This window comes from Curtobacterium sp. PhB146, from assembly GCF_004342995.1.
GTDB lineage: Bacteria > Actinomycetota > Actinomycetes > Actinomycetales > Microbacteriaceae > Curtobacterium.
Genome location: NZ_SMBN01000002.1, coordinates 78651 through 92671, shown reverse-complemented (window position 1 = coordinate 92671; position 14021 = coordinate 78651). Strand labels below are relative to the sequence as shown.

Annotated in this window: 14 protein-coding genes; 4 read left to right on the top strand and 10 right to left on the bottom strand. The window is 71.5% G+C overall.

Annotated elements, in window-relative coordinates; genetic code table 11:
• Positions 1-20 precede the first annotated feature (20 nt).
• Genes EDF33_RS08825 through mvk form a run of 5 tightly spaced genes read right to left on the bottom strand, consistent with a single transcriptional unit; the run spans position 21 to position 5334 of the window.
• The gene (locus EDF33_RS08825) at positions 21-1181 is read right to left on the bottom strand and encodes a hydroxymethylglutaryl-CoA synthase (RefSeq protein ID WP_132099836.1); all 1161 of its coding nucleotides are present in this window, start codon (positions 1179-1181) and stop codon (positions 21-23) included.
• Positions 1178-2242: a hydroxymethylglutaryl-CoA reductase gene (locus EDF33_RS08820; protein ID WP_123291780.1), complete on the bottom strand. Its 1065-nt coding sequence runs from the start codon at positions 2240-2242 to the stop codon at positions 1178-1180. The genes EDF33_RS08825 and EDF33_RS08820 overlap by 4 nt, the downstream gene beginning before the upstream one ends.
• On the bottom strand, positions 2235-3317 hold the full coding sequence (locus EDF33_RS08815) for a phosphomevalonate kinase (protein ID WP_132099835.1): 1083 nt from the start codon (positions 3315-3317) through the stop codon (positions 2235-2237). Before EDF33_RS08815 ends, EDF33_RS08820 begins: the two co-directional genes overlap by 8 nt.
• A complete protein-coding gene (gene mvaD / locus EDF33_RS08810; RefSeq protein WP_132099834.1) occupies positions 3314-4339 on the bottom strand; it encodes a diphosphomevalonate decarboxylase in 1026 nt (341 codons plus the stop codon). The genes EDF33_RS08815 and mvaD overlap by 4 nt, the downstream gene beginning before the upstream one ends.
• The gene (mvk, locus tag EDF33_RS08805) at positions 4339-5334 is read right to left on the bottom strand and encodes a mevalonate kinase (protein WP_131880393.1); all 996 of its coding nucleotides are present in this window, start codon (positions 5332-5334) and stop codon (positions 4339-4341) included. The genes mvaD and mvk overlap by 1 nt, the downstream gene beginning before the upstream one ends.
• An 81-nt stretch (positions 5335-5415) precedes the next feature.
• On the opposite strand from mvk, the gene EDF33_RS08800 reads away from it, so the two are divergent.
• From EDF33_RS08800 to EDF33_RS08790, 3 genes are read left to right on the top strand one after another with little or no spacing between them, the layout of a single operon-like run.
• Positions 5416-5889 (top strand): MarR family transcriptional regulator, encoded by a 474-nt coding sequence (locus tag EDF33_RS08800; RefSeq protein WP_185020884.1) that lies wholly within the window; start codon positions 5416-5418, stop codon positions 5887-5889.
• A gap of 21 nt (positions 5890-5910) precedes the next feature.
• Entirely contained in the window at positions 5911-6333 is a 423-nt protein-coding gene (locus EDF33_RS08795) for an organic hydroperoxide resistance protein (RefSeq protein WP_123291776.1), read from the top strand.
• Between the two features lie 27 nt (positions 6334-6360).
• Positions 6361-7335 (top strand): zinc-binding dehydrogenase, encoded by a 975-nt coding sequence (locus EDF33_RS08790; protein WP_123292283.1) that lies wholly within the window; start codon positions 6361-6363, stop codon positions 7333-7335.
• A gap of 152 nt (positions 7336-7487) precedes the next feature.
• On the opposite strand, the gene EDF33_RS08785 is transcribed toward EDF33_RS08790, so the two are convergent.
• From EDF33_RS08785 to EDF33_RS08770, 4 genes are all read right to left on the bottom strand, one after another.
• Positions 7488-8945 (bottom strand): sugar porter family MFS transporter, encoded by a 1458-nt coding sequence (locus EDF33_RS08785; protein WP_132099833.1) that lies wholly within the window; start codon positions 8943-8945, stop codon positions 7488-7490.
• Positions 8946-9103: 158 nt separating this feature from the next.
• On the bottom strand, positions 9104-9637 hold the full coding sequence (locus EDF33_RS08780) for a hypothetical protein (RefSeq protein ID WP_123938435.1): 534 nt from the start codon (positions 9635-9637) through the stop codon (positions 9104-9106).
• A gap of 40 nt (positions 9638-9677) precedes the next feature.
• Entirely contained in the window at positions 9678-10481 is an 804-nt protein-coding gene (locus tag EDF33_RS08775; protein ID WP_132099832.1) for a zeta toxin family protein, read from the bottom strand.
• Positions 10478-11032, bottom strand: coding sequence for a hypothetical protein (locus tag EDF33_RS08770; protein ID WP_132099831.1), 555 nt, complete (start codon positions 11030-11032; stop codon positions 10478-10480). The genes EDF33_RS08775 and EDF33_RS08770 overlap by 4 nt, the downstream gene beginning before the upstream one ends.
• A gap of 140 nt (positions 11033-11172) precedes the next feature.
• Here EDF33_RS08770 and EDF33_RS08765 point away from each other — a divergent pair, with 140 nt between their 5' ends.
• Positions 11173-12072, top strand: coding sequence for a LysM domain-containing protein (locus EDF33_RS08765; protein ID WP_132099830.1), 900 nt, complete (start codon positions 11173-11175; stop codon positions 12070-12072).
• Between the two features lie 184 nt (positions 12073-12256).
• Here EDF33_RS08765 and pgi read toward each other — a convergent pair whose 3' ends face one another.
• Positions 12257-13978, bottom strand: coding sequence for a glucose-6-phosphate isomerase (gene pgi / locus EDF33_RS08760; protein WP_132099829.1), 1722 nt, complete (start codon positions 13976-13978; stop codon positions 12257-12259).
• Positions 13979-14021 lie beyond the last annotated feature (43 nt).

The following is a 14021-nucleotide window of genomic DNA, read 5'->3' as shown; positions in this document are numbered from 1 at the left end:
GTCAGGCCTGCGCGGAGGGGTCAGGCCTGCGCGGTCGCCTCGTAGTGGCGCGCGCCGCCGCGCACCCCGGCGAACCGGTACGGCCCAGCCGTGACGCGCGGACGCTCGACGTCGTCGCTCGTCGCGGCGCCGGTCGCGTGCAGCTCCCGGTACGCGTCCACGGTCAGGGGGACGCGGGCGGACAGGAGCTGCCGGACCCGGCCGACGCGACGGTGCTCACGGTAGGACGGCTGCACGATGCCGGTGAGGAGCTCGCCGACGCTGCCCGAGCCGTAGCTGAACAGGGCGATGCGCTCACCCGCCAGGTCCTCGTCGAGGTCGAGGAGCGCGGCGAGCCCGATCCAGAGCGACGCCGTGTAGGTGTTGCCGGTCTGCTTGTTGTACGTGAAGCCGACGAACAGCTCCGACTCGTCGAACGGCACACCCACGTGCTGCGTCAGCTTCCGGTGGGCCTTGAGCGCCATCTTCGTGAACGGCTGGTGGTGGACGAAGCGCACGATGTCCTCGTACGCCGGGCCGCCCTGGTCCGCCAGGTCGTCCCAAGCGCCGACGAACGCGTCGACGTAGGCGCTGACGGACAGGCGGCCGTCGACCAGTGCGGTGGAGCGGTCGTTCGGGCGCCAGAAGTCGTCGACGTCCGCGGTGAAGACGCCGGCGGCCGGCTCGATCTCGATGAGGTCGGGGTCGGCGGACACCAGGATCGCGGCCGCACCGGCACCCTGGGTGGGCTCGGCGGCGGTGTCGACGTCGTAGCGGGCGACGTCGGCGGCGATCACGAGCACACGCTCGTGCGGTGCCCGGGCGATGATGCCGAGGGCGAGCTGCACGGCGGCCATCCCGCCGTAGCAGGCCTGCTTCAGCTCGACGACGCGGACGTTCTTCGGCAGGCCGAGCAGCCCGTGCACGAACACCCCGGCGGCCTTGGACTGGTCGACGCCGGACTCGGTGGCGAACAGCACGGTGCGGATGCCCTCGACACCGTGGCGGTCGATGACCTCCTTGGCCGCGGCGGCCCCCATCGTGACGATGTCCTCGTCCGGGGCGGGCACGCTGAAGGCGTCCTGGCCGATGCCGACGTGGTACTTCGCCGGGTCGACGCCGAGGCGCTCGGCCAGGTCGTCGAGCTCGAGCACGTGGTGCCCGGTCGCGATGGCGATGTCGTGGATGCCGATGCGCGTCATGCTGCGCCCCCGGCCGGCTTCGTGCCCCGTCGCTCCATGGCGACGTGGGCGGCCATCAGCTCACCCGGGTTCGTCTGGGCGGCGAGGAGCGAGAGCTCCCCGCACAGCACCGTGGCGGCGCACAGGGCGGCGAGACGACGGGCGTTCGCACCGGGCTCGCGGTCCTCGCGGCAGCCCAGGCGCACCAGGGCGTCCTCGACGACGGGCAGGTCCCCGCCCTTTCCGTTGCCGACCGTGCCGACGATCAGGTGCGGCAGCGAGGTGGCGAAGTACAGGTCGCCGTCGCGGTTCTCGGCACTCGTGATGCCCTGCGAGCCCTCGACGATGTTCGCGGCGTCCTGCCCGGTGGCCAGGTAGAAACCGAGCAGCATGTTCGCGTAGTGCGCGTTCGCGGAGCGGAGCGCCCCGGCGATGGTCGAGCCGATGAGGTTCTTCGCGATGTTCAGTTCGACGATGCGTTCGGTGCTCGACCGCAGGCGCTTCTCGACGATCTCGCCGGGGATCACGATCTCGGCGATGGTGTTGCGGCCACGACCACGGATGCCGTTCACCGCGCTGGCCTTCTTGTCGGTGCAGAAGTTGCCCGACACGGACACGTAGCGCAGGCCCGGCTGCCACGCCAGGATCGCGGGCAGGAGCTTGTCCGCCGCCTGCGTGACCATGTTGTGGCCGGAGGCGTCACCGGTCGTGAACGCGAACCGCAGGAACAGCAGGTCACCGACGATCTCGGGGTGCACCTCGATGAGCTTCGCGAACCGGCTCTGCCCGGCGACCAGCGCCTCGAGCTCGTCCTGTCGCGCGAGGATCTGCCCCGCAGCGACGTGCGCCGCGGCGGCACTGGCCGCGCGGACGACGACCGAGCGGGTCATCCGCTCGTCGACGACGGTCGCGACGATGCCGTCGTCGACCATGCGCGAGATGCGGGCGCCGCGGCCGACGGACGGCCAGAGCGGCGACTCGTACGTGGCGAGCGGGACCTCGTGCTCGCCCTGGACCGCGTTGCCGCTGATGCGGATCGGTCCGACCCACTTGGTCGGGATCGGCGTGAGCAGGTCACTCATCGAGGGCTCCTTCTGGTGCTCGCACCGCGACGCTGAGGTGTCTGATGTCGTGCGCCTCCCAGGCGCGGTGGATGCCGGCGGGGTCGATGTCCGCGGGGACGAGTGCGATGCCGCAGTCGCCGCCGCCGGCGCCGGACGGCTTCGCCGCTCCGCCGGCCGCCTCGACGACGTCGCACAGGGTCGCGAGGCGTTCGGTCTCGATCTTCGACCCGACCGAGTCGCCGAGGCGCTGCATCAGCACCCGGGCACGTCGGAGCGCGTCGAGCGTCTGCTCTGCGTCGCCGGTCTGGAGGCCCGTGGTCAGGTCGTCGACACAGCTGCGGCTCTCGTCGAGGAACGCCTTGTACCCGCCGTTGCGGTGCCGACGCACCACACCGACGAGCTTCGTGGTCGAGGCCGGCGAGCCGGTCCAGCCGACCAGGAGCTGCAGGTTCTCGGGGGCCGGCAGCCGCTGGACGTCGAAGCCCGCCCACGCGGCGGCGTCGGTGAGGATGTCGGACACGCGGCGCTCGTCGACGAACGAGGCGAGGTGGTCGCGGTCCGGGGCGCTGTAGCGCAGCCACCCACCGAAGGTGCTCGCGGCGAGGTCCCCGCCGGATGCCCGCGGGTTCACCCGGATGGTGGCGAGCAGGGCGACCTGGAAGCGCTGCCGCTGCGTCAGGCCGATGCCGTAGAAGCGGTCGAGGGCACCGACGGTCGCGACGGTGACCGCCGCCGAGGACCCGAGCCCGAACTTCCGGCCGCTGGCGTCGTCGAGCTGGCTCTCGATCCGCAGGTCGTGGAAGCGCGGGGCGATCCCCCGCTCGGCGCGGAGCTTCTCGACGAGGTCGATCGTCGCCATCACGTAGTCGTAGGGGTGGTGCTCGCGGTCCAGGGCGAGACCGTCCTCGTCGCGCGTCCAGGTCAGCGGCAGGTGGCCGTACTCCTCCGAGTGCACGCTGCCCGCACCGTGCGCCTCGGACACGCGTGCCGTGATGGCACGGTCGAGGGCGATGAGGACGGACGGCTGGCCGGGCTCGACGACGGCGTACTCGCCGGCGACGAACAGCTTGCCGTGGGCGCGGAACTCGATCACTGCACGGACTCCTTCTGGTCGGGGCTGTCGCTCGCTGCGGCGACCCCGATCTCTTCGGAGCGGAGCACCCGAGCGGCAGGTCCGGTGCCGGACTCGATGACGTCGCCGAAGGACGCCAGCGCGGTGGCCACGGCGGAGCGGTCCTCGGGCCGGCAGAGCACGACCACGTTCGGGCCGGCGTCGGCGGTGGCGTAGGCCTCGAGCCCGGCGGCGCGGAGTTCGCCCACGGCGTCGAACACGGCGACGCTGCGCGCGTTGAGGTAGCGGATGGGCGGGAAGGCGCCCTCGATGGTGGCGTGCATGCGCAGCGCGTTGCTCTCGGTGATCTCGCCGATGCGCGTGAAGTCGCCGGCTGCGCAGGCGCCGAGCATGTCGCCGACGGTCTCGGTGGTCGACGTGACCCACGCCGGGTAGAACGGCGACGTGGCGATGGTGCGGCGCATCGCCTCGCGCGAACCGATGGGCTTCGGTCCGGCGTCGATCGTCACGACCACCATGGCCATCGGCGGTGCCGGGATCGGCTCGGCGAAGGACCCCTGGTCGTCGCCGGCGTGCCACACGGCGACGCCGCCGGGGATCGACCGCGTGGCCGACCCCGAGCCGCGTCGGGCCAGGCGGGACAGGTCGCGCGGGGACAGGTCGAGGCCGTACGCCGCCGAGGCCGCGGTGGCGAGCGCCGCGAACCCCGAGGCGCTCGAGGCCAGTCCGGCACCGGTCGGGACGGTGTTCTCGGACACGACGGACGCGCGGGCGTCGCTGCCGGCGAGCTCCCGCACCAGGTCGAGGAACTGCTGCACGCGCACCAGGGCGCCGTCGTCGACGACGTGACCGTTCAGCGTGAACCGGTCACGCGCCTCCTGGCCGTCACCGGAGCCGCCGTCCACCGTGACGGTGGTCGTCGTGGGGAACACGTCGAGGCCCATGGAGACGCTGCCCGTGGCGGGCAGCGCGAGCTGCGCGTCCGCCTTGCCCCAGTACTTGACGAGGGCGATGTTGGGGTGCGCGACGGCGGTGGCGGTCATCAAGCGCGGGCTCCGATCGTGGTGGTCCAGGTGGCTGCGGCCCCTGCGCCGCGGAGTGCGGCCGCGATGCGGTCCGCGTGGTCGTCGTCCGCGGCGAGTGCGAGCACGCACCCGCCCCGCCCGCCGCCGGTCAGCTTCGCGCCGAGGGCGTCCGCAGCTCGTGCGGCGTCGACGAGCCGGTCCAGGTCGGCACTCGACACGTCGAGTGCGCTGAGCAGGTCGTGCGCGGCGTCCATCGTGGCACCGAGCCCCTGTGCGTCGCCAGCCTCGAGTGTCCCCCGTGCCCGCCGTGCGAGCGTGCCGATCCGGTCGATGACCGCGTCGACGGCGACCGGGTCCTGGTCGTGCCGTTCCCGCACGGCCGCGACCGCCTGCCGGGTGTGGCCGGGGACACCGGTGTCGGCGACGACGAAGGTGAAGCGGGCCCCGAGGGCGACGGGCTCGATGCGGCCACCCTCGAACCAGACCGGCACCGCGGCGACGACACCGCGGGCGTCGAGTCCCGACGGACGGCCGTGGGCGACCCGCTCGCACTCCTGGATGAGGTCGTGGTGGGTCTCGGCGTCGAGGGTCTCGCCGAGGGCGTCCGCGACGGCTGCCGTCACGGCGGCGGCGACCGCTGCGCTCGACCCCATGCCCCGGGCGGTCGGGACCTCGCTGTCGACCCGGACGTGGAAGTGCCGGTCGGTCACCCCGAAGTGCCGCAGGGTCGCGGTGACGGCGGTGACGGTCGGCATCACGGCAGCAGGTGCGAGGTCGAGGGGGCCGGTGTGCACCGTGGACTCGAGGGTGTGCCCCACGACCGTGCCGGTGGCCTCGTCGACGCCGGCGGTGACGGGGCTCACGGTCGCGACGACCCGGGCGTCGAGCACCGGCAGGACGAGTGCGGGTGCGCCGTAGACCACGGCGTGCTCACCGATCAGGATCGTCTTGCCGTGGGACGACGCGGTCCCGGAGCCGGGGGTCGTGGTGGAGTCGAGGTCGCTGCTGGTCATCGTGGGTCACGTCAGCCTAACCGTCCGGGCCGGAGCACGTGTTGGGTTGTGCACAACCGAGTTGCGTGCGATCCTGGTGGCATGCCCGTGACCGACGAGATGGTGTGCTTCTCCCTCTACGCAGCGAGCCGCGCGACCACGCAGGCGTACCGCTCGCTGCTCGAACCCTGGGGACTGACCTACCCGCAGTACCTGGTGCTCGTGACCCTGTGGATCGAGGGTGACCAGACCGTCTCGAGCCTCGGCGACCACCTGCAGCTCGACTCCGGCACCCTGTCGCCCCTGCTCCGCCGCATGGAGCAGTCCGAGCTCGTCCGCCGCGAGCGCCGCAGCGCCGACGAGCGCGTCGTGACGATCACGCTCGGCGACCGCGGCCGCACCATCCGTGCCGACCTCGCGCACATCCCGGCGACGATCGCCGCCGGCATGGGGCTCCCCGACGAGCAGGCCGCCACGGAGCTCATCGCGACCCTGCACCGGCTGACCGAGACGATGCACGCCGCGGCCACGAACGACACCGCCGCGACGCCCGACCGCGCCGCCGCGGACCACTGACCCCACGAAGGAAGGAACACCATGGAAGCCCTCTACACCGCCGAGGCCCTGGCCACCGGCGAAGGCCGCAACGGCCACGTTGCCACGAGCGACGGCACGGTCGAGTTCGACCTCGCCATCCCGAAGGAGATGGGTGGCTCCGGCAACGGCGCCAACCCCGAGCAGCTCTTCGCCGCCGGGTACGCCGCCTGCTTCCACTCCGCACTGCAGGGCGTCGCCCGCAGCCAGAAGGTGAAGATCACCGACTCGTCCGTCGGCGGCCGCGTGCAGATCGGCCCGAACGGCGACGGCGGCTACCAGCTCGCCGTCATGCTCGAGGTCGTCATCCCCGGCCTGGAGCACGACCAGGCCCAGGCACTCGCCGACGCAGCCCACCAGGTCTGCCCGTACTCGAACGCGACCCGCGGCAACATCGACGTCACCATCGTCGTCTCGGAGGACTGACCCATGAGCACCACCACCCCCACCACCATGCGCGCCGTCGTCCACGAGACCTTCGCCGAGCCCGCCGAGGTCCTCGGCGTCCAGGAGCGCCCGGTCCCCACGCCCGGCGCCGGCGAGGTCCTCGTCCGCACGGTCCTCTCCCCCATCCACAACCACGACCTGTGGACCGTCCGCGGCACCTACGGCTTCAAGCCCGAGCTGCCCGCCCCCTCCGGCACCGAGGCGCTCGGCGTCGTCGAGGCCCTGGGCGAGGGCGTCACGAACCTGACGGTCGGCCAGCGCGTCGCCGGCGGTGCCTTCGGCGTCTGGGCCGAGTACTACACCGCGAACGCCGCCGGGCTCGTCCCGGTGCCGGACGCCATGACCGACGAGGCCGCAGCACAGCTCGTCTCGATGCCGTTCAGCGCCATCAGCCTGCTGCACTCACTCGACCTGCACGAGGGCGACTGGCTCATCCAGAACGCCGCGAACGGTGCCGTCGGGCGCATGGTCGCCCAGCTCGGCGCGGCCCGCGGCATCAACGTCATCGGCCTGGTGCGTCGCGCCGCCGGCGTCGAGGAGCTGCGCGAGCAGGGCATCGAGCGCATCGTCGCCACCGACGCGGACGACTGGAAGGACCAGGTCGCCGCGATCACCGGAGGCGCCCCGATCGTCGCCGGTGTCGAGTCCGTGGGCGGCAAGGCCGCCGGTGACATCGCCAGCGTGCTCGGCGAGAACGCGACCCTCGTCGTCTTCGGCGCGATGGCCTCGCCCACGCTCGAGATCCCGTCCGGCAAGGTCATCTTCGGCCAGCTCACCGTGAAGGGCTTCTGGGGCAGCGTCGTCAGCAAGACGATGCCCGCCGAGACGAAGGGCCAGCTCTTCGGCGAGCTCATCACCCGCGTGCTCGACGGCTCGCTGACGCTCCCCGTCGCCGAGACCTTCGCGTTCGAGGACGTCCGCGACGCCGTCCGTGCCTCGGACACCGCCGGCCGCGTCGGCAAGGTGCTCCTGCGCCCGTAGCGCGACAGAACGACGGACGGGCGCGCCCCGCTCAACGGCAACGCGAAGCGTTGCGCGGGGCGCGCCGACCGAGCCTGCGAGGGAGGACGGTGCCAGTTGGCACCGTCCTCCCTCGCCGTCCGTGCGCGCGATCACCGCGCCACGCGCGCGACCTAGCCGCGCGACGCCTTCTGCGGGACCGTGAAGATGTTGCCGGTGGTGACGCCCTCTTCCACCTCTTCGAGGGTGCGACCGCGGCTCTCCGGCACGAACTTCCAGATGAAGAGCAGCGCGAGCAGACCGACGATGCCGAAGCCGAAGAACGTCCCGGTGATGCCGGTCGCGGCGACGATCGTCGGGAAGTAGAGCCCGAGGAACGCGTTGGCGATCCAGAGGCAGAACACCGAGATGCCCATGCCGAGCGCGCGGATCTGGGTCGGGAAGATCTCCGACAGCACCACCCACACGGCGATGTTGAGGAAGGTCTGCATCGAGCCGACGAACGCGACGACGAGGAACAGGATCACCCACGGGCGGGCCGGGTTGCCCTCGGGCAGCGCGACCGAGGCGATGCCGATCAGGAAGTGGCAGACCGTCGTCAGCGAGAACCCGATGATCAGGGTCGTCCGGCGGTTGATCTTCTCCATGTTGTACAGCGCGATGACGCCACCGACCACGGCGATCACGCCGGGGGCGATGTTGGCGATGAGGGCCGCCGACGCCTGGAACCCGGACTCGATGAGCACGGTCTGGCCGTAGTACATGATCGAGTTGATGCCGGTGAGCTGCTGGGCCACGCCGAGCCCGGCACCGATGAGCACGATGCGGATGAGCCACTTGTTGCCGCGCAGCGTCTGCCACCCGCTGACTCGATCGGCCTGCGCCTCGAGGTCGTTGCTCCGCTTGATGTCGTCGAGCTCGGCGGTCGCACGCTCCGTGGTGCGGACCTGCTGCAGGACGGACAGCGCTTCGTCGTAGCGCCCCTTCGACGCGAGCCAACGCGGCGACTCCGGCACCCGGAGCATGCCGACGAAAAGAGCGATCGCGGGGAGTGCACAGACGGCCAGCATGACGCGCCAGACGCCGTTGCCCTCACCCCACAGGTTGCCGATGATGGCGTTGACCACGAACGCCGCGAGCTGCCCGATCACGATCATGAGCTCGTTGCGGCCGGACAGCGAACCCCGGATCTCGTACGGAGCGAGTTCGGCGAGGAACACCGGGACGACCGTCGATGCACCACCCACTGCGAGGCCGAGGAGCACACGACCGACGACGATGACACCGAACGTCGGTGCGAAGACGCAGATGAGCGTGCCGAGGAAGAACGTCACGGCGAGGGCGATGATCGTCTTGCGCCGCCCCCACCCGTCGGCGATGCGGCCGCCGAGCATGGCACCGATCGCGGCACCGAACAACAGGGAGCTGGTGACGACGCCCTCGGTGAAGTTCGTGAGGCCGAGCTCGGCCTTCATCGGGTTCAGGGCACCGTTGATGACACCGGTGTCGTACCCGAAGAGCAGCCCGCCGAACGTGGCGACCAGGGCCAGGACGCCGAGGCGTCGGCGGTGCGGTCCGGTCCCGATCGGGGGCAGTGCGACAGTCGGGGCTGTCGGCTTGATGTCGACCATTCGGTGACTCCTTCGTCGGTGATCGCGCTTCAGTGCGTGCACCGATGGTAACCCGATTCCATGTCCTGTCAATTGGACATTCTGTCGTCAGGACGATTGGATCGGTCCACATAACGCCTGATCAGGACGGGAGCGGTCCAACGGCCCCCGTTCGACCGTCAGGACTCGTCGGGCGTCGGGCTGTCCCCCAGCACGTCACCGAGCGACGCGATGTCCGCGCCGTGGTCGGTGTAGCGCCGGACGGTCCGTCGGGCAGCTGCGCTCGCGGCACCGGACAGCGCCGGGTTGCGTCGCGCGGCATCGGCCACCCGGCCCGCGTGCCCCGCCGTCGAGAGCAGGACGTTCGCCAGCGCCCGGGCGTCGCCGCGCTCGGGCACCCCGGTGACCGTCCACGCTGTGCGCACCTGGGCGTCCGGCGTCACACCGCGTCGGGTGCCCATGCGGTGCCAGTCGGACAGCACGCCCTCGGTCCGGGACGCCGCGCGGTCGGCCTCGCCCGCTCGACGGCGCGCGGCGTCGCGTGCAGCGGACTCGCTCGCGCCCTCGACCGTGTCGTACCGGTCGGTGAGGCCGTCGGCCCGGCGCCGGACACTCTCCGCCCGTTCACGAGCAGCACCGTCGTCACCGCCTTCTTCTGCGATGCGGGCGGCGTGCGCGGCGGCAGCCGCGGCGAGGATCTCCGAACGCTCCATGGCCTCGACGGTAGCCGTTCCGACCGACACCGGCGACCGCTCAGACGATCGACACGTCCCAGCCGAGGTCGGCGGCCCGGTCACCGAGGACCCGGGCGTTCGCGCCGCACACCGACTCGGTCGACCCGGTCGGGTAGTAGCGACGGATGGCTGCTTCGGGAACGAACCGACCACCGAGCGGATCCGTGGCGGCATCACGCACGCTCCACCACCGATCGGTCGCCTGCGCGATCGCCGTCTCGAGCGGGACCTCCACGGTGACGATGCGCAGCTTCTCGTACCCGGCGTCGTCGAGCTCGGCGAGGAGGTCGTCGAGGTAGTCCACGCTCGACAGGGTGCCGTGCACGACGACGTTCTCGCCGTTGCGGAGGGCGCGGCGGCGCAACGTGTCGGCAACGGTGGTCGACTCGGCGTGCACGAACCCGGCGATCTCACGCAGCTGCACCGGCCGGTCGTCGGCCAGGCGACGAGCCGTCCACCGGTCCACGAGACCGTCCGCCTGTGCGCGCAGGAGCAGCGGGTCCTTGAAGTCGTCGGCGTCGATCGACCGGTAGCCGCACAGCTCCGGCATCCGCTCCAGGGCGGTCGACTTCCCCGACCCCGGCGGTCCGGCCGTCACGACCACCGCGAGCGAGCCGTCGGTGACCGGCGACGGGGTCAGCGCGCGGTGCTCCTCGAGCACGGACTCGTGGAACCGCAGGCGGCTCGCCTGGTACAGGAAGCCGTCCGGTGCGTAGATCGTCCTGGTGCTCGCGCCTGCCGTGTCCGACCAGGGGTTGTCGAGCGAGTCGGCCCGGAGCGCACGTCCCAGCTCGACGGCCACCCGGTCGCGGAGCTCCGTCACCGGGTGCGCTTGCGGGTCTGCCGTTCGGCGATCGCCCGGCGGACGGTCTCGTACTCGACCTCGGACAGGAGGCCGTCCTGGAACGCCGCCGCGAGTTCCTTCGTGGTGCCGGTGGCCGAGGCGGCACCGTCGAACGCCGCACCACGCTTCGGGGTGCGGTGCGTCAACGCCATCGAGGACAGCTCGCGCAGCATCGTCTCCGAGTCGATCTGGCCGCCTTCGCGCCGGGAGATGACCTCACGCGGAGACGGCCGCTTCGTGGTCAGGGTCCGGCGGGAGAGCCGCCGCGAGACCTCGGGCTGGGAGATCCCGGCGAGCTTCGCGATCTCGCGCTGCGGGACGCCGAGGTCGGCGAGCTTGAAGATCCCGCGCCGCAGTTCCATCTCGGCGTGGTGTTGCTGCTCACGACTGTGCAGGACGTGCTCGACCGCCGCACGGACGGTCGCGGGCGCACTGTCGGTCCGACCGGCCAACGCGCGCACGACGGCTTCCGTGTCGGGTCGACGCGGGTCCGACCCACCGCGCTGCCCGGGGACCACCCTGACGCCCATGACCACCTGCTCTCGTTGATACCGACGGTATCACTCGTCGTGGACGACGGAGGATCCGCGGTACGTCTGCAGACACAGGACGGAGGCGCTGCGTTCGCCCCGGGGACACCGCGCCGTTAGCATCGAGCTGAGGGGGAATCATGAACCGGACGCTCGCGATCGGGGTCGTCGTCGCGGCCACCGTGGCGCTCTCGGGGTGCTCGCTGCTGCGCGGGTCGGACCGAGCCCTCCCCGCCCCGTCCACCCCGGCGACGACGCCGACCTCGTCCGCCACGCCGACACCGACGCCCGACGCCGATCCGGAGGGTGACCTCCTCGAGTCGTCGGCGCACCCCCGCACGCCGACCCCGGAACCCACCGAGTCGGCGGCTCCGGCGCCGACGCTGACGCCGATCCCCGCCGGGACCGTCCTCGCCCAGGGTGACGTCGCGTCCCCGAAGGGCAGCGTGCACTTCCGGTTCCGCGTGGTCGCGGTCGGCGACGACACGTTCACCGCGCAGTACTCCGGCTTCACCTCGACCCTGCCGGTGCCGGTCGGGGTCGGCCTGTTCGACCTGCCGCGCGCGGTCGGCGACGGCCTGACCTACCCCGGCGTCGGCGACCGGACGCTCGGTGGGCCCACCAGCACGGCGACCGCGGTGGACGTCCCGCTGAGCGGCTCCGGCGTCGACCCGTCGCACCTCACCACGCTCGTGACCTACTCCGCGGCGGCTCCGGGGCAGGAAGCCCCGGTCGAGATCGGGGCCGGCAAGGTGCTCTCGGTGACGACCGTGCGGTGGTCCGTCCCGGCGCGGCAGACGAACGTGCACCCGGAGGACGCCGGTGCCCGGGCGAACGCGACCGGTCCGGTCACCGCGACGACGGGCGGGGCACCGCGGTCGTACACGGTCGCGCCGGACGACCTCATCGGCGACGTCGCCGCGCGGTTCGGCATCAGCGTGCGGGCGCTCGTCTGGCTCAACGAGGGCGTGCAGGTGTTCGGGACGGACCAGCACCTCTACGAGGGGACGACGCTCAACCTCGACCCGCTCGCCCGCTGACCGCGGCGGTGACCCCTCCACGAAAGCGACACTCTTCCGCGGAACATCGGCGCACATCTGTCGCTTTCGCGGGCCTGACGGCGCCCCGTGGGGCGCAATTGTCGCTTTGGCAGCGACCGACAGACGGACGGGAGGCCCGTGGCGAATCCGCCACGGGCCTCCCGTCCGTCAGGTGGGTGCGTCGCTACTTGCGCAGCTCCAGGTACTTCGCGATGAGCGCCTTGGTCGAGGCGTCCTGCGCGTCGAGCGCGGCCTGGTCGCCCTCGACGGCGGGCGTGACCTGCAGCGCCAGCTGCTTGCCGAGCTCCACGCCCCACTGGTCGAACGAGTCGATGCCCCAGATCGTGCCCTCGGTGAACACGATGTGCTCGTAGAGCGCGATGAGCTGGCCGAGCACGCTCGGGGTGAGCTCCGGCGCCAGGATCGACGTCGTCGGCTTGTTGCCCGGGAAGGTGCGCGCCGCGACGATGCCCTCGTCCGTGGTGCCCTCGGCACGGACCTCGTCGGCGCTCTTGCCGAACGCCAGCGCCTTGGTCTGCGCGAAGAAGTTCGCCAGGAACAGCGTGTGCACGTCGGTGCCGGGAGCGACGCCCTTGCCGTCGCCGGTCTCGTCCTTGAGCGGACGGGCCGGGTTCGCGACCGTGATGAAGTCGGCCGGGATCAGGCGGGTGCCCTGGTGGATGAGCTGGTAGAACGCGTGCTGGCCGTTCGTGCCGGGCTCGCCCCAGAAGACCTCGCCGGTCTCGGTGGTGACGGGCGAGCCGTCCCAGCGGACGCGCTTGCCGTTCGACTCCATGGTGAGCTGCTGCAGGTACGCGGCGAAGCGGTGCAGGTACTGCGTGTACGGCAGGACCGCGTGGCTCTGCGCACCGAGGAAGTTCGTGTACCAGACGTTGAGCAGGCCCATCAGGACGGGGACGTTCTGCTCGAGCGGCGTGGTGCGGACGTGCTCGTCGATCGCGTGGAAGCCGGCGAGGAACTGCTCCCAGTTCTCCTGGCCGATCGCGACGATGACGCTCGTGCCGATCGCGGAGTCGACGGAGTAGCGGCCGCCCACCCAGTCCCAGAACCCGAAGGCGTTCTCGGGGTCGATGCCGAAGGCCTCGACCTTGTCGAGCGCGGTGGACACGGCGACGAAGTGCTTCGCGACGGCGTTCTTCTTCTCGTCGTCGGCGGCGTCGGTCAGGCCGAGCCGCTCCCACAGCCACTGGCGTGCGAGTCGCGCGTTCGTCAGCGTCTCGAGGGTGCCGAAGGTCTTCGACGCGACGATGAACAGCGTGGTCTCGGGGTCGAGGTCCACGGTCTTCTCGTAGATGTCCGCCGGGTCGATGTTCGACACGAAGCGGGCTTCGAGGCCGGGCTGGACGTAGGGCTTGAGTGCTTCGTAGACCATGACGGGGCCGAGGTCCGAGCCGCCGATGCCGATGTTGACGACGGTCTCGATGCGCTTGCCGGTGACACCGGTCCACGAGCCGTCACGCACCTGCGACGCGAACGCGTAGACCTTGTCGAGCGTGGCGTGCACGTCGGCGTCGACGTCCTGGCCGTCGACGGTCAGCGGCGCCGCCGGGACGAGCCCCTCGGTCGCCTTCGGACGGCGGAGCGCGGTGTGCAGGACGGCGCGGTCCTCGGTGACGTTGATGTGCTCGCCGGCGAGCATCGCCTGGAAGCGCTCGGCGACGCCGGTGTCCTTCGCGACCTGCAGCAGGGCGGCGAGGACGTCCTCGGTGACGAGGCCCTTCGACAGGTCCACGGTCAGGTCGGCTGCCTGGAACGTGTACTGCTCGGCACGGCCGGGGTCGCTGTCGAACCACCCGCGCAGGTCAGGGGTGAAGTCGGCAGCGATGCTGTCGAGCTTCTTCCAGCCTTCGGTCGATGTGGGGTCGACGGGAGCGGATTCGGTCACTTCGGTCCTCCTGGGATCACGTTCGAGACGTACAGCCCGCAGG